This window comes from Kurthia populi (assembly GCF_042686175.1).
GTDB lineage: Bacteria > Bacillota > Bacilli > Bacillales_A > Planococcaceae > Kurthia > Kurthia populi.
On sequence record NZ_JBHUOR010000008.1, the window covers coordinates 156,513 to 173,319 of the forward strand.

The window sequence follows — 16,807 nt, forward strand, 5'->3', positions numbered from 1 at the left end:
TCAACTTCTTTCGAATTTAGTTTAAATAAAAATTTTTATAGGTATAAGTAAATAAAATTAATAAAAAATGGGGGTTTTATCATGATCTTTAACACATGGAAGAAAGTATCTTATGAATTATCTATTGAAAATAGTATAGAGTCTGAATTACCTAATGTGTGTATTGAAAATAATTTAAGTAACGATATCTATACACAGCTCGAAATGATTTCCTTAACCTTACGTGATTTAGCGATTTTGCGTTTGATGCGGCCCATTTTAAAAGAAAATTTAACGTCCCTTGTTGAAAATTTTTATTTAAATCTTCAAAAGGAGCCATCTTTACAACAAATCATTCAAGATAATAGTACATTTGAACGCCTCAAAAAAACATTATCTCATCATCTCGGAGAATTATTTGATGGGGTCATTGATGAACAATTTGTAGCAAAAAGACAGTGTATTGCATCTGTTCACGCACGTATTGGTTTGGCGCCTAAATGGTATATGTGTGCATTTCAAGATTTGTTAAACGGCTTTTTTATTATTGTCGAAAATACAGCTTATAACACAAAAGAACGTTTTGAAATTTTAAAAGCGATTTCAAAAATTTTAAATGTGGAACAGCAAATCGTTCTAGAATTATATGCATCTGATTATGAACAAGCCTTGATGAAAAAAAATGAAGTGAATTTAGCGATTGTAGAATCCGTACGCTCAAACTCTTCTGCGCTTAGTACAGTTGCTGCAGAAACAAATGATTCGATTTCATCGATTGTTACGGTATTAAATGACCTAAAAAAAATGTCTGCACATAATCATACATTATCCGATGAAGTTGTTCGCTCTGCAACGAAAGAGCAACAACGCTTATTTGCCACTGAAGAAAATAGTACCGAACTTCAGGAAACGATGCAACTAGTTAAACATGACATCGATGAACTTCATGACTTAAATAATCAAATCAACGATATTGCGAGTCTAATTGCTGATATCGCGAGTGAAACCAATTTACTATCATTAAATGCATCCATTGAAGCCGCGCGTGCTGGTGAACATGGCAAAGGCTTTGCTGTTGTAGCTAGTGAAGTACGTACACTAGCTGAAAATACAGCAAAAGCGGTGAAGACTGTTAATCGTATTGTTTCTAAAAGTTTGATAAAAACGAAAGAAATTGCCGAAACCTCACTAGCGCTAGAAACACTTGTTGTGACATCTAATGCAGATATCCATGAAACTGGTCTATCTTTCACAGAAATTTCAACGCGTATGCAAGCGCTACGTCAAAGCAGTGATGCACTCATGCATAATGTCGAATACCTTAATACAGCGGTCTCAACTATTCAAGAAAATGCGAATCGTATTCATATGGCATCAGTTGATTTAGTAGCAAAATCCAAATAAATAGAAAAAGAGCACTTTCGACAATGAAAGTGCTCTTTTTTTATGAAGAAGGTATTATTGAATACCATCATACATTGCTTGGATTGGTTTTGTTAGTACACGATTAATTTCCTGTACTAATTCGCTAAGGGCCATTTCAGCCATTAGCATTTTTGAAATCGCTTGGTTTTGTTGAGCAAGTTGCGCTGTTTTTTGTGCGTATTGTAGCTCGTCCTCGCCGATTTCTTCACCCTTCATTTGCTTTTCTTGAAGTGTCATTTGTAGTTCACGGAATTTCGCAAATAATGCCACCGCTGCTTCATCTTTTTTCACTTCTTCAATCGCTGTTTTTAATGTGTTGAATTGTTCCGTTTGGCGGAATGTGCTTTCTAGTTTGTTTAAATCATCGTAAATATTAATCATGTGTAAATCCCCCTACATAAAGTATGAAATAATCCCTTGGAAAATCCCGATAAAGCCACCAAGCACAAAGCCAAGAACTGTAATCATTTTTAGTTCACGACCTGTGATACCTAGTACAAGCTTTTCAAGAACTTCTAGCGGGAATGTATCGACTTGCTCACGCACAAGCTCCTCAATATCAAGACGAGCGATAGCTGTCTCTAAGTTTGCTTCTGCTTTTTCAAAACCAACTGCTACAACTTGTGGCACAACCTTGTCAGCTAAATGCTGCGCGCCTGTTGGCCAGTAATGTACAAGTGGTTTGTCTAAATGTGTTTCAATGGCTAATTTTTTTTTCGCGTATGACTGGATGTTGCGTGTGACACTTGTGAAATCAAGATCACCTAAAATTTGTGGCACGGTTTGAACGCGTAGCTTACCCCATTCAGTTATTAAAATATTATTGACCATATTAAAGGTGCCAGGTGCTACAAGGAAATTATGAATTTCCTTTTGAACTTTTAACACAATCGAATCACTGTCACCTAAAAACATTTGAACCATACCGCCAAGTGTTCCTTTTGATTCAAGGAAGTTGTCGATAAGCCCTTTAATTGTTAAGTAACCTTCACTTGATGCAAAATAATCGTCGCCACGCATTAAAATATAACTTGAGACTTCTGGAATTTTCGCATCGACTTTTTCAGTCCAGCTTGGCGGCAGTAATGCTTCAATCGCATCCTTTGAAAGAACGTTTTTGAAATGCATGACTTGTTGGTCGATAACCGTATCAATTTTCTGTTCAATCAATTGCGGTGCATCAGCTACACCAGCTTGCTTTAGCCAATCATTTAACGTTTTATCTTCTGCAAAAACATATTGTTGAATAAGTTCATTTGCTTTCGCTTCAATCTTTTGTTGATTATCAGCATTAAAGAATTTTTTGCGGAACATTTCTGGTGTTAATAAATAATTGACGACTGTTTTTCCGAGTTGCTCTGCAATCGCGCCACGTCGTTTTGGAATAATCCCTGGTGTGAATGGCAAACGCCAGCCGAAAAGATATTTTGCCTCTAACGGACGGAATAACATTTTAATAGCGATATGATTTGTAAAGCCACCAATAACGGAGCCAATCACAGCCATGACGACAATTTTCCATAATAAATCTAGCATATAGCTGTCACCCTTCTTTACGAATATCATTGCCTGTTCACATTATAGCAGAGGCAAAAAAAATCGCATATCAAAATCCTTTGTTCGCAAAAAGTTAGAAAAATAGGTAAACTATTACAAATAGGAAATGGAGTGATATACGATGATTCAACATTTTAAATTTAAGCCTCTATACAATTCGAAGCTGCCAGGTTGGCAACTGAACTTCTATAATAAGAGCATCTATTACGAAGTCATCTACAATTCAGATGGCTCGCTTACATGCGTATCGCCGAAAGATATGGTGCTTGATGAACAGTTAGAAAAAGAAATTCAAGCACTTATGGCGTTTCACGTTTACGATTGAGTTTTTAAACGTTCAAATCGTTTACCAAACGTGAAGTAGAAATAAGTAGACGCTGTTAAATAAAGCGCCGACGTTAAAATAAATGTATATACATAGCCATAGTAACTACCAAAGGCGGTTACTAAATATGTCGCTGGAATCCCCATTGAGGCCCAGCCGACTTGGAATACCATTTGGTTGACCGAGTTGGCGAGGCCTTTATATTTGTCATGGACAATATCCATCGCGACAGCACTCTGAATTGGTGATGCAGCATTCATGAGTGCCTGACGGAATAAAAAGCCAATTGATGCGACCCATAGATTCGTTGTAAAGGCCGTTAATAATAGGAAAGGAATCGACGCATATTGGAAAATAATAATGGCCTTTACCTCACCTACTTTTTTAACAACAATTGGTCCGATTAGTTGTGCGACAGCTGTCATCGCTGAGCCAATTGCTAAAATAAAGCCAATATACGAATTCGACGCATCAAAACGATTGGCAAAATAAAGATTTAAATACGGAATAACTAGCCCTGAGCCTGTCCCAATAACTAGCTGTGCAATCCCAAATAATACGATGATTTTTAAATTACTTTTAAAATCGACCGCATGATGGTCTTGTACAAGTCGCGGTGCCTTCGGTTTATTGTCCGCAACAGGCACAGCTTTTTTCATCATAAGCATTGGTAGTAAGCCAATAAGGAAAAAGACAACCCCGATTAACAGCGCAACACGAATCCCTGCCGCTGCACTAATATCGAAAAGATCACTCGCGCCATCAGCAATGACACCGCCGAATAAATTCCCGGCAACGCCTGCAATGGTCACAAGCGAAAAATGTACACTAAACAACTGCATACGTTCTTTTGGTTTTGAATTTTCTGCTAAAAACGGTACACTGGCCACTTGTGGAAACGCCCAAACAAGCCCAGTTAAAAATGCACCAATGAGCATCGTTTGCTCGGTTACCGTCACACTCCGTACAACTAGTGTGATGGCGGTAAGACCTGCACCAATGATGATCATCCATTTGCGTCCAACACGGTCGCTAAGTAACCCTGCTGGCACAAGTATAATGGCCGTAGCAAGCGCCGTCATCGCAATGACGTGTCCGCTTACTTCGCCAGCGAGACCTAGCTCGCGAATATATAAATTGTACATAACGCCAAAAATCCCCATACCCATCTGGATTAAGACGTTCCCAAACATAAACAACTTCACATTGCGATTGAATGAGTTCAGTTGATGAACCCAATCTCTCCACCAATTCGTAATGCCCACCCGCTTTCTTCCATTTCACGAGTATACATGCTACGCTCGTTCACATAAAAATTCAATTAGTTTGTTTGCATCCCTGACTGTAAGCGATACATTTGATAATATTTTCCTTGTTTTGCGAGGAGTTCCTCATGAGTCCCTCGTTCGACAATGCGCCCCGCATCTAGGACTAAAATCAAATTAGCATTTTTAATAGTAGAAAGTCGGTGTGCAATGATAAATGTTGTACGGCCCCGCTTTAAAACATCCATTGCGCGTTGAATCATTTCTTCGGTCTCAGAGTCAATATTCGACGTCGCTTCATCTAATATTAAAATTGCTGGATCGAAGGCAAGTGCACGTGCGAATGAAATCAACTGGCGCTGACCAGAAGATAATGTCGTACCACGCTCTACCACCTTATCATCAAGTTCAATGCCTTTTAATCCACCAACTGCTTCAACGGCTGCTTTCACCTTGGCATCTGAAATTCTTGGATCATTTAAGCTAATATTCGATGCGACGGTTCCTGTAAATAAATACGGGTCTTGTAGCACAATGCCCATATGCTCACGCGTCGTTTGCACTGGCTTGTCATTCACATTTTGCCCATCAATGGTAATCGAACCTTTTGAGACATCATAAAAACGGAAGAGTAAATTCATAATCGAGCTTTTACCTGAGCCTGTATGACCCACTAATGCCACTGTCTCTCCTGGTTGCGCCTCAAAATCAATATTTTTCAGCACATACTCCTCGTCCTTATAAGCAAAGCTCACATCATTAAATGCGACATGTCCGTTATAACGTGGCATATGCTCATTGCTTACTTCTGTTCCGTCATACTCTAATAGCTCGAGTACACGCTGTGCCGATACACGCGCACGTTCAAGACGATTTAACTGTCCGACAATTTGCATGAATGGATTAAATAGTCGTGTAATATAATCAATGAACACATAAAGTAGACCAACTGAAAATGCTTCTGAGCCTGACAATGCTTGTGAACCAAAATACCAAATAAATGCAAGGAACACCACAGAACGTAATAAGCCGATTAAGTTATGCGTTGTCGCTGCATCAAGGACGAGCATCTTATTTTGATAATCATAATGGTCCTTATTAATCTCTTCAAATTCTTGTTCCATTTTCTTTTCTTGCCCAAATGCTTGAATAATTGTCATCCCATTAATCGACTCATTTAACATACCGTTCATATCCGATAATCGCGTACGAATAATATGATTAAATTTTGTCGCAAATTTATGGTAGAACCACACGAAGGCAATTAAAACTGGTAGTAAGCATAATACGATTAATCCCATGCGCCAATCTAAAATAAACAGCATGATGTAGACGCCAAAGATTGTTAAAATACTTGATGCAAACTGTGATAATACCGTCACGAATAAATCACGAACAGCTTCGGTATCATTTGTAATACGTGATACGACCTTCCCAGCTGGGAGACTATCAAAGTAACGAATCGTTAGGCGATTAATATGCTCATATACATCGTTACGCATCGTTTTAATAATATTATTCGCACCTGATTGTAATATAATGTACTGCGCATAACGGAAAATCGCGGATACTACGGATAGTCCAAAGAAAATCGCTAGCAGCACAGAAAAGGGTTGCCACGGAACGCCATCTGCTTTGGCATCCGTAATATAACGGTCAATCATTTCTTTTGCAATTAAAGGTCCTGCTAAATCTGCCGCAACAGCGATTAATAAAAAGCTGACACCAATAATTAGTTGTTTCTTATATAAGTTTGCGTAGTGCATGAGTCGCTTTTTAAACATCGCCATCACCTCCAATTTGTTGTAGTGCAAACTGCTCACTATACCAGCCACCTGCACGAACTAACTCGTCATGTGTGCCTTCTTCTATAACATGACCATCTTCTAATACAATGATGCGGTCTGCATGCATCACTGCAGATAGGCGGTGTGTAATAATTAATGTCGTTTTATCATTGCGTAGCGCCTGGATATTATGAATAATTGTACTTTCTGTTTTCGCATCAACGGCCGATAATGAATCATCGAGAATTAGAATTTCCGGATTTCGAATTAATGCGCGCGCAATAGAAATCCGTTGTTTTTGTCCACCTGATAGAGAGATCCCTTTTTCACCAACCATCGTTTCAAGTCCCTGTGGTAGACGTTTTAAATCTTCTTCAAAATTAGCCATGCGAATGGCAGCTCGGAGTTCTTCCTCTGTCGCATCTGGTTTTCCGAAAAGAATATTTTCGCGTACCGTACGTGAAAATAAAATATGCTCTTGTGGTACATAGCCAATCCATTTCCGGACTTGTTCTTTTGATTGCAACTGAATTTTTGTATCGGATAACGCCACGTTGCCTTCTCCAAGTGGATACTCACGTAGTAGTTGCTTTACAACGGTTGTTTTCCCACTGCCGGTTTTTCCGACAATACCAAGTGTTTCACCACGCTCTAGACGAATGTCCATATCCACTAAATTTGTCTGCTTAGCTGTTGGATATGTGAAACTAACGCCATCAAAGACAATATTACTTGGCTTCTCAATATCGATTGGCTTCTCTGGGTCTGGTACATCCTCATGCTCTGCCAATGTTTCGCGCACACGATCTGCTGACGCATTGCCACGCTGCATAACATTAATCATTTCACCAATTGCCATCATTGGCCAAACGACCATCCCCAAATAAACATTAAAGGTAATGAGCTCACCAACTGTAATAACGCCCTGCGATACGAGGTATGCACCATAGCCAAGGCCTAGCATATAGCTAAGCGCCGTCAAAATCTTACTAATCGGTGCAAATAAAGCATCGACTCGCTCTACACGCATATTTTTATCGTAAACGTCTTGCGTCATATCTTTGAACTGCGCTTCCATTGAACGTTCCTGCACATAAGCTCGTACAACACGCACACCTTCAACCCCTTCTAGCACGCGGTCATTCATATCCCCAAAGGCTGCCTGTGCTTCAACGAAACGCTCATGAATTTTTTTACCGATAATTTGCATCGCATAAGCTAAAAATGGTAGCGGTAAAATCGCCACAAGCGTTAGTTGCCACGATACACCAAAGCCCATCATTAAAATAATCGTTACTAAATAAAATGATGAATCAAGCATCGTCATAATACCGTAACCCGCTGTTTCAGAGACAGCATTTAAATCATTCGTTGAGCGCGCCATTAAATCGCCTGTACGATTGCGCTCATAAAATGGTGGTGCCATACGTAAGAATTTACGCATGAGATTTTGGCGCAGTTGATATTGTAAAATATTCGAGCCGCCAAATAATTGATACTGCCATATATAGTTTGTAATATAGCCAACAACTGTAATGCCTACGAGAATAAAAGTATATTGCCATAGCAAATCACTCGTAAGTTGCCCACGATGAATCGCATCGATTGTGTCCCCAATCAATTTTGGCGGTACAATTTCAAGCACACTTGAAATGATAAGTAGTAGAATTGCTACACTATACCGCTTCCATTGTTCTTTAAAAAACCAATCAAGCTTTTTAAATATGTCGAACATAGTGTCATGTTCTCCTTTCTCTCCGCTCCGCAAACACAAAAAGGCACGCACTCCTAGTTAGAGCGCGTGCCTAAACAATAGAAGTGTACAGAAAATCCCTGCACACTTAAAAAGTCGAGTTACATAATGTGTTGTGCGGAGATATGTTTTGTAGTTGTGTTGTCATGTGAATGCTTTTTGATGTGAATCATAGTACATACCTCCTTTTTATTAGTTGCCTTTCATGCTACGCCGTTTCCATTAAATTGTCAATATATTTTTAATTTTCCGTATAAATAAACTATTTTAATCATATAACAAACTTTTTGCTCATTTAGTTGAGAACATTTGAAAAATCATTCTAACTGGTCTATATTATTTCTATTAACTAATTTTTTATTATAGGAGGTGTACACTTTGTCCTTCCCCTCATTCGGGCTTTAAGGACAAAGGAAGTCTTTGGACATAGCCATACGGTTGACAGCAGTTGCTGTCTTAATCGCGATCTCCGCGTTCTTCGTAGCAACTGAATTTGCTATCGTACGAACGCGAGCTACTCGAGTAAATCAGCTGGTAGCTGAAGGAAATAAACGAGCGTTAAACGCTAAAAAAGTAGTCGATAATTTAGATGAATATTTATCCGCCTGCCAATTAGGTATTACGATTACATCATTAGGTATTGGTTGGTTAGGGGAAGAGGCCGTAGCAGCAGTTATCGAGCCTATCTTTCACTTAATCGGTTTAGAAAGCGGCGCTGTCTTAACATTAGTGTCATTCATCATCTCATTCTCAATCGTGACGTATATTCACGTTGTTATGGGTGAACTTGCACCGAAAACATTAGCCATTCAAAAAGCCGAATCTGTTGCACTTGCAACGGCCAAACCATTAATCATTTTCCATAATGTTATGTTCCCATTCATTAAATTATTAAATATTTCTGCACGAGGTGTCGCAGCAATGTTTGGTTTAAAAGGTATGGGCGAATCTGAAGGCGCAATGTCTGAGGAAGAGCTTCGTTTAACATTATCGGATAGTCTAAAGGGCGGCGAGATTAATCAAGCTGAATATCGCTATGTAAATAGCATTTTCGAATTCGATGATCGTCTTGCCAAAGAAGTCATGGTACCTCGTACAGAAATCGTCGGTATCGATAAAGACCTTACATTGAAAGAGGTCTTTGAAGTAATCGGTGTAGAACAATACACACGTTACCCCGTTATCGACGGCGATAAAGACCATGTGCTGGGTCTTGTTAATATGAAATCATTATTAACAGCCTACATTAAAAACCCAGAAGTCAACGGGCCAAAACCTGTGACAACGTATATGCGACCAATTATTCGTGTATTTGAAACAACACCAATTGGCGATTTATTACTTAAAATCCAACGTGAACGTATTCATATGGCCATCTTAATGGATGAGTACGGTGGTACGTCTGGTTTAGTAACAATCGAAGATATTATCGAAGAAATTGTCGGCGATATTCGCGATGAATTCGATACAGATGAGATTCCTGAAGTACGTAAAGTAAAAGAAGGTCATTACATCCTTGATGCGAAAATGCTACTAGAAAGTGTGAATGATTTTCTTGGCATTAACATCGAAGAAGATGATATCGATACAATTGGCGGTTGGGTCATGACGAAAAACTTTGATGCAGTAAAAGGTGAAAAGATTATCGAGCAAGGATATCAATTTGTTGTCAAAGAGCTAGAAGGACATCATATTTTATATCTTGAAGTGACAAAACTTGCCCCTGCACAACCACTTGAGTCGGACGTTGAAACAGCCGAATAATACGAAAGAGCTGGAGATATAATCTCCAGCTCTTTTTTATACTTTGCCACTTGGCTCTGTTAAATTATGTTTTACAGCATAGAGTGCTGCTTGTGTACGGTCTTGCACTTCTAACTTAGCAAAAATATTGGAAATATGCGTTTTAACCGTCTTCTCTGTCACAAATAATGAGGACGCAATTTCTCGATTGCTTTTCCCTTTTGTAAGCTCTGCTAATACATCACGTTCACGCGGTGTTAGTGGATGTTTCACATGGGGGCTATTTTCTTCTTCTTTTTCCGCTTCTTCTAGTTGCTCACTAGCATCTGGGTGCAAAATATTTTCGCCTGCAATGATTTTGCGGATTGTTTCTACAAGCTCATCTGGCTCAATATCTTTTAACTGATACCCTGCCGCACCTGCCTCAATCGCTGGCACGACATGGTCACGGTCTGAAAAGCTCGTTAGCATAAGCACATGCACTGCTGGAAACTGCGCTTTAATTTTTTTCGTTGCTTGAATACCATCCATCTCAGGCATCACTAAATCCATTAATACAATATCAGGCTGTAGCTCTGCTGTTAATGCAACGGCCTCTTTGCCATTTGCCGCTTCACCGACTACTTCAAAATCCTTTTGCGTTTTTAAAAAGAATAATAAGCCACGGCGTACAACATGATGGTCATCTGCTATTAATACACGAATCATGACAAATCCCCCCTCTAATATGGCATACGAATTAAAATTTCCGTACCCTTTCCTATATCACTTACCCAATCAATCGTGCCACCTAATGACGTTGTACGGTCACGCATGCTTTGAAGTCCTAATGATGGTAGCTGGACACGGTCTGGTAATTGGAAGCCACGTCCCTCATCTTTAATAACGAGTAAAACATCCGTTGACGTCAGCGTAATATAAAGCTCCGCCTCCTTCACACCCGAATGCTTACGGACATTATTCAGCGCTTCTTGTGCTAAACGGAATAATGCCTCTTCTACTTTAGATGGCAACTGCACAACACCTGTGACATTCACTTTCAATTGAATCCCTAGCATATCTGCATAGCCTTTAATAGCTTCCAAAATACCACTCTCTAAACCTTTTGGGCGTAGTTGCCAAATGAGTGCACGCATTTCTGTTAAGGCCTCTTGTGTTAAATCCTGAATTTCTTTAAATGTTTCTTTCACCATCGGCTCGTCACTCATCTCAACGCCTGCACGTGATGTCAGTGTCACCGAGAATAGTAGCTGATTGACCGAGTCATGTAAGTCACGCGCTAAACGGTTACGTTCTTGCACTAATGCCATTTCCTGCTCCTGCTTCGTCAGCATAATCCGTTTAATCGATGAACCAATTTGAAAGGCCACAGATTCAAGTAATGCTAAATCATCATCTGAGAAGCTTACCGTATTAGGCGATGCTACATTAAGTAAGCCAAAGCGTTCATGTCCTGACTGCAGTGGTACGGTTGCATGATGCGTAATGTCCGCATTATCGCCTACATCTGCTGCATTGGCACTTTCGATTCGTTGACATTCGATAATATTTGACGCTTTCTCCAGTTCATTATTACGAAATTTCGATAAGCACCAGCAGCCGCCCTTACATAAGTAACGACAATTATCATGCGCTAATGCTTCTGGTAAATTTTCATGTGCAATCATCTCATGTTTTCCGCGGCCATTAATAAAGAAAATCCATCCTGTTTCAAAGCGTGTACCTGCTAATAATTTACGCAGCGCGCCTTGTAGCATCGGCTGTAATTCGGTTTCTTCGTTTAATAGCTCTGCAATTTCTTTTAATAAGCTAATATTTGAATGATCTGTCGGCTGCATAAAATGCCCCCTAATCGTTTACTTACTTCTATTGTACCGTTTATTGCGAGTAGTTTGTATCACGAGTCCCTCATACTTTTGAATGAAAAAAGAACCGCACACGAGGTACGGTTCTTTTTAGTACAACTTAATCTTCTTTTGTATAGTGTAATGAATACACATCATGGCGACGGTCTTTTAAGTGCGCTACTGTACCATCTTGGCGTTTACGACGTAGAATTTCTAAATCGACATCGCCGATTAACACCATTTCTAAGTTTGGACTTGTTTCACCGACAATACCATCGCGAGCAAATTCAAAGTCAGAAGGTGCAAAAATCCCTGACTGCGCATATTGAATATCCATATTTTCTGTTTGTGGTAAGTTGCCGACTGTTCCGGCAATGACTGTATAAATTTGGTTTTCAATGGCGCGTGCCTGTGCGCAATAACGTACACGTAAATAGCCTTGGCGATCATCTGTACAGAATGGTGTGAAAATAATATTTGCACCTTTATCGGTTGCGATACGTGCCATTTCTGGAAACTCAATATCGTAACAAATTTGGATGGCGATTTTACCGCAGTCTGTATCAAAGACACGGACTTTATCGCCACTTGAAATCCCCCACCATTTACGTTCATTTGGTGTGATATGCACTTTATATTGCTTTTCAATTGTGCCATCACGGCGGAATAAGTAGGCGATATTGTAAATTTCATCGTCTTCCTCTTTAACGAAGTGAGAGCCGCCGATGATATTGACATTGTAGCGAATCGCTAAGTTTGTAAATAGCTCTAAATATTGCTCCGTATATTCCGTTAGGCGGCGCACGGCTAAGCTTGGCGATTTTTCGTTCATAAAGCTCATTAATTGGGTCGTGAAAATCTCTGGGAATACGACAAAGTCCGAGCTTGCATCACTGGCTACATCAACGAAATATTCACATTGGTGTGCAAATTCTTCAAAGCTTGAAATTTTACGCATCATATATTGGACAGCACAAATACGTACTGGGTAGCTCGTTTTATAGTGACGTTTTGTACGTGGTAAATAATCAACATTATTCCACTCCATCAATGTCGCGTATTTTGCAGAAGCCACATCATCTGGTAAATAGTTTGGATTTACACGCATTAGTGTAAATCCATTTTTAATTTGGAATGTTAATACTGGATCATATACTTTATGACGAGATACGGCATCCACATATTCGCGTGGTGTCATTTCATCGATATGCTTATGGTAGTTTGGAATACGGCCACCAATAATTATTGATTTCAAGTTATGCTCACGCGCTAAATCTTTTCGCGCGTCATATAAACGTTGACCAATTTTCATACGGCGGTAGGCTGGGTCTACCATTACCTCGATACCGTATAAATTATAGCCGTTTGGATTGTGGTTTGTAATATAGCCATCATTTGTTAAATCTGACCAGGTAGCGCGGTCATCATATTCATCAAAGTTAATAATTAAGCTTGAGCATGATGCAATGACTTTACCGTCTAATTCTGCGACGATTTGGCCTTCTGGGAAAATATCTAAATGGCTATTTAAATGTGATAGTTCCCACGGGTCCATTCCTGGAAAAGATTTGCGTTGGATTTCTAAAATTTCATCAAAGTCTGTACGCTGCATTTTGCGAATGACTAGGTTTTTTTCAAATTGTGATACGTCTAATTGTTCTGACATGGTTAGTCCCCTTTCATAATCAAGGCGTACCCTTATTCTACTACTCTAAAACAAAAGGGAAAAATTATTTTACTTATGACGCTAATCCCACTATAATCGAGTAAGAAATAGACTAAAATTAGGAGAATTTTCATGCAACGAAAACTCGAAAATGCACTACTATTTATGTGGACCGTTTCACTAGTTGCGACGCTCGGTTCACTGTACTTTTCTGAGGTGCAACTATATGAGCCTTGTAAATTTTGTTGGTTCCAACGAATTTTTATGTATCCACTTGTACTAATTTTGGGTATCGCATACATACAACGCAATGTAAAAATTGCGACCACAAGCGCAATTTTTTCCGTAATCGGTGTCTGTATTGCGCTCTATCACTATGGTATACAAAAGATTCCATACTTACAGGATAATGCCGCTTCTTGCGGACTTGTCCCTTGCACTGGTCAATATATTAACTGGCTTGGCTTCATTACGATTCCATTCCTATCGTTAACCGCTTTTATTTTAATTGCGGTTACAAGTTTTTACATGTTAAAACAACTGAAAAAAGGAGCACACTAACTCATGGCGAAAAAAACAACCGCACAGAAAAAAGACAATCGCCTAACGCTTTTATTAATCATCGCAATTGTTGTTGTACTTGGTTTTACAGCGATTTACTTCATTAACAAATCGCAAAACGAAGCAAAAATTGAAAATTCAACGAGTGCCGCTAACCAAACAACTGGCGAAAAAGCAACAGGTGATACCGATACACATGGCTTATATGGTGACTACAAACCGAAAACACAAGCAACAATCGATCAATTAGACGATAAAAATTATCAAAACATCATCTTGCCGGATGATTTAAAGAAACGAATCGATGCGGGGAAAGAAACATTCGCATACTTCTTCAGCCCAACTTGCTCTCACTGCGTGGCAACAACACCAATCCTAATGCCTGCAGCGGATAAAGCGGATGTGCATATTTATCAATACAATGTTTTAGAGTTTGAAGAAGGCTGGACAGACTACGCGATCAATGCCACACCAACACTTGTCTACTTTAAAGACGGCAAAGAAGTTGGACGTGTCATCGGCGAACAAACAGCTGAAGGTTTCACTGAATTTTTCAAAACAATGGAAAATTCATAAAAATAAACTGACCTAAAAAGAAAAGGACACTTTCAATGAGAAAAATCGTTGGAGGTGTTTTTTTGTTGAGCAAAAACACGCGTATTCACACGGAACAAAATTGAAAGCCATTAAGATAAAGCGGGCAACCATACCAGTGAACGAAATGATAGCTGTGTATCGAATTAAAGACTTATCAATGTATGAAGTGGGAAAGAGAAAGGCATCCTTTAAAGTAGTATCTTAGTGAACAGCCAAAGAACAAAGCGTTACCATGAACATGTCTAATAAAAGAACGTCAGTGAAAAAGGCTATCTTGATTATTTTTGAGAACAACAAATGATGTTGTCATTCAAATCGTTCAATAATAGCTCAACGACTATACTCGAATTTCGGTAAAATCAAATCCTAGTTGCATACAAAAAAAGATGGTGAAAAAAGAATTTGACGGCGACTCCTAGGAGAATAGCATGAGCGAAAGACCCCACAGTGAGCTTGCGAACGAGGAGGCTTCCGCCATGCTAAAGGAAAGCGTCCGTCAAATTCAATTGAAGGAACATGTCTTTTTCTTTATCTCATTTTCTAGCGTGATTTCTTCTTTTTCTGTTGCAAGCCGCTAATTGAATAGAGCTAGGAGTCCCTGTCTCTTTTTTGTTATACTAAACGAATTGGAGGGATTGGATGATTGGAACGATTTTTAACTGTTTGACGATTATTGTCGGAAGTTTAATAGGAAGTTTTCTGAAAAAAGGTATCAAGGAACGCTATCAGGAGATTTTGATGCAGGCAATGGGCTTTGCGGCAGTGGCACTCGGTATTAATGCGATTGTACAGTATATGCCAAAGAGCGATTTTCCTGTACTATTTATCGTAAGCCTCGCAATCGGTGGACTCATTGGCGAAATGATTGATATTGAAACACAGTTTAATAAGCTTGTCGGTAAATTTTCAAAAAGTGATTTAGCGAAGGGGTTATCAACCGCCATTTTACTGTTTTGCATTGGAACCTTATCGATTTTAGGACCGATTAATAGCGCACTTCATGGTGACTATACATATTTATTTACGAATGCTATTTTAGATTTTGTAACATCGATTGTTTTGGCCTCTACATTTGGTATTGGCATTGCCTTTGCGGCAGTTGTACTATTTGTATGGCAAGGCTCATTTTATTTATTAGCTATTTATTTAAACGATTTCATGTCAGCACATTTACTGACGGAGATTTCAATTATTGGCGGAATTTTGATTTTAGCTTCTGGCCTTAGTATTCTCGGCATTAAAAGTTTTAAATCGCTCAATATGCTTCCTGCCCTACTCGTACCGCCCTTATTTTTTATTATCACGCATTTTTTCTAATCTATACAAAAAACACTTCCGCCTAACTCATGGAAGTGTTTTTTCGTTAACGATTGTATTTTGGGTCATCGTATGGGAATAAATCTGGATGATTCCCTGTACGCTCATCTTTATTAAGTGAATCCATTAATGCCATATCTTCTTTAGTTAATTCAAAATCAAATACCTCCGCGTTGGCACGAATGCGACTTGGTGTCACCGATTTTGGAATGATCAGTGTGTCATTTTGTAGATGCCAGCGAATCACAATTTGCGCCGCTGATTTATTGTAGCGCGCTGCTATGTTTAAAATCGTTGGATCCTGTAGTGCCCGCCCGCGACCAAGTGGCGACCATGCTGTCACTGCAATTTGATGCTCGGCGCAAAATTGCTGTAATGCTTTTTGTGATAAGTATGGATGGCATTCGATTTGATTGACCATGGGCTGTACATTCGCTTGCGCAAATAATGCCTCCAAATTATGTGCCTCATGATTTGATACCCCTGTTGCACGAATAAGCTTTTCATCATATAAACGCTCAATCGCACGATATGTGTCCTTATACGTGTCCGGCTTTGGCCAATGGGTTAAATATAAATCCATATAATCCATATTTAAATTTTTCAACGATACTTCAAATGCACGCAGCGTTTCATCGTATCCCTGGTCATTGTTCCAAACCTTTGATGTAATAAAAATTTTGTCACGTGCCACACCGGATTGACGTACAGCCTCGCCAACTTCAACCTCATTATCATAAAATGAAGCCGTATCAATTGCGCGATATCCTGCCTGAAGCGCCGTTACCATCGCCTCGATTGCCTCGTCCTTATCGGTCATTTTATAGACACCTAGACCAAAACGCGGCATATCGACGCCATTTACTAATGTTTTTGTTGAATCAATTGTGAACATTTCCATCACTCCTTTTTTTTATTATAGCGAATCCTTCTAATTACTTGCGAATTATTGCCTGAAAACTTAAATTACAATTAAACCCATTGC

General features: G+C 39.2%; 15 protein-coding genes. 6 read left to right on the forward strand and 9 right to left on the reverse strand.

The window, feature by feature from the left end; genetic code table 11:
- Positions 1-81: 81 nt before the first annotated feature.
- The gene (locus ACFSY7_RS01830) at positions 82-1,383 is read left to right on the forward strand and encodes a protoglobin domain-containing protein (RefSeq protein ID WP_380146600.1); all 1,302 of its coding nucleotides are present in this window, start codon (positions 82-84) and stop codon (positions 1,381-1,383) included.
- A 54-nt stretch (positions 1,384-1,437) separates the two neighbouring features.
- Here ACFSY7_RS01830 and ACFSY7_RS01835 read toward each other — a convergent pair whose 3' ends face one another.
- On the reverse strand, positions 1,438-1,785 hold the full coding sequence (locus ACFSY7_RS01835) for a YlbF family regulator (RefSeq protein WP_380146601.1): 348 nt from the start codon (positions 1,783-1,785) through the stop codon (positions 1,438-1,440).
- 12 nt (positions 1,786-1,797) lie between these two features.
- Positions 1,798-2,940, reverse strand: coding sequence for a DUF445 domain-containing protein (locus ACFSY7_RS01840; protein ID WP_380146602.1), 1,143 nt, complete (start codon positions 2,938-2,940; stop codon positions 1,798-1,800).
- Positions 2,941-3,082: 142 nt separating this feature from the next.
- On the opposite strand from ACFSY7_RS01840, the gene ACFSY7_RS01845 reads away from it, so the two are divergent.
- Positions 3,083-3,286, forward strand: coding sequence for a DUF5342 family protein (locus tag ACFSY7_RS01845; protein WP_126991201.1), 204 nt, complete (start codon positions 3,083-3,085; stop codon positions 3,284-3,286).
- Here ACFSY7_RS01845 and ACFSY7_RS01850 read toward each other — a convergent pair.
- From ACFSY7_RS01850 to ACFSY7_RS01860, 3 genes are all read right to left on the reverse strand, one after another.
- Positions 3,277-4,545: an MFS transporter gene (locus ACFSY7_RS01850; RefSeq protein ID WP_380146617.1), complete on the reverse strand. Its 1,269-nt coding sequence runs from the start codon at positions 4,543-4,545 to the stop codon at positions 3,277-3,279. The two genes, ACFSY7_RS01845 and ACFSY7_RS01850, sit on opposite strands and share 10 nt — an antisense overlap.
- 62 nt (positions 4,546-4,607) lie before the next feature.
- A complete protein-coding gene (locus ACFSY7_RS01855) occupies positions 4,608-6,335 on the reverse strand; it encodes an ABC transporter ATP-binding protein (protein WP_380146603.1) in 1,728 nt (575 codons plus the stop codon).
- On the reverse strand, positions 6,328-8,073 hold the full coding sequence (locus ACFSY7_RS01860; RefSeq protein ID WP_380146604.1) for an ABC transporter ATP-binding protein: 1,746 nt from the start codon (positions 8,071-8,073) through the stop codon (positions 6,328-6,330). Before ACFSY7_RS01860 ends, ACFSY7_RS01855 begins: the two co-directional genes overlap by 8 nt.
- A 456-nt stretch (positions 8,074-8,529) precedes the next feature.
- Between ACFSY7_RS01860 and ACFSY7_RS01865 the strand changes: the two genes are divergently transcribed.
- Positions 8,530-9,855: a hemolysin family protein gene (locus tag ACFSY7_RS01865; protein WP_139995620.1), complete on the forward strand. Its 1,326-nt coding sequence runs from the start codon at positions 8,530-8,532 to the stop codon at positions 9,853-9,855.
- A 36-nt stretch (positions 9,856-9,891) separates the two neighbouring features.
- Here ACFSY7_RS01865 and ACFSY7_RS01870 read toward each other — a convergent pair whose 3' ends face one another.
- The 3 genes from ACFSY7_RS01870 to ACFSY7_RS01880 form a co-directional block, all read right to left on the reverse strand.
- Positions 9,892-10,542, reverse strand: coding sequence for a response regulator transcription factor (locus tag ACFSY7_RS01870; protein WP_126991197.1), 651 nt, complete (start codon positions 10,540-10,542; stop codon positions 9,892-9,894).
- A 14-nt stretch (positions 10,543-10,556) separates the two neighbouring features.
- Positions 10,557-11,672 (reverse strand): GAF domain-containing sensor histidine kinase, encoded by a 1,116-nt coding sequence (locus tag ACFSY7_RS01875; RefSeq protein WP_126991196.1) that lies wholly within the window; start codon positions 11,670-11,672, stop codon positions 10,557-10,559.
- Positions 11,673-11,799: 127 nt separating this feature from the next.
- Entirely contained in the window at positions 11,800-13,347 is a 1,548-nt protein-coding gene (locus ACFSY7_RS01880) for a GNAT family N-acetyltransferase (protein ID WP_380146606.1), read from the reverse strand.
- 132 nt (positions 13,348-13,479) lie between these two features.
- Between ACFSY7_RS01880 and ACFSY7_RS01885 the strand changes: the two genes are divergently transcribed.
- From ACFSY7_RS01885 to ACFSY7_RS01895, 3 genes are all read left to right on the forward strand, one after another.
- On the forward strand, positions 13,480-13,908 hold the full coding sequence (locus ACFSY7_RS01885) for a disulfide oxidoreductase (RefSeq protein WP_139995424.1): 429 nt from the start codon (positions 13,480-13,482) through the stop codon (positions 13,906-13,908).
- Positions 13,909-13,911: 3 nt separating this feature from the next.
- A complete protein-coding gene (locus ACFSY7_RS01890; protein WP_380146607.1) occupies positions 13,912-14,484 on the forward strand; it encodes a thioredoxin family protein in 573 nt (190 codons plus the stop codon).
- A 660-nt stretch (positions 14,485-15,144) separates the two neighbouring features.
- The gene (locus tag ACFSY7_RS01895; RefSeq protein ID WP_380146608.1) at positions 15,145-15,822 is read left to right on the forward strand and encodes a DUF554 domain-containing protein; all 678 of its coding nucleotides are present in this window, start codon (positions 15,145-15,147) and stop codon (positions 15,820-15,822) included.
- A gap of 46 nt (positions 15,823-15,868) precedes the next feature.
- Here the strand turns inward: ACFSY7_RS01895 and ACFSY7_RS01900 are convergent, their stop codons facing one another.
- Complete coding sequence (locus ACFSY7_RS01900) at positions 15,869-16,717, reverse strand: aldo/keto reductase (protein ID WP_139995418.1); 849 nt, start codon at positions 16,715-16,717, stop codon at positions 15,869-15,871.
- Positions 16,718-16,807 lie beyond the last annotated feature (90 nt).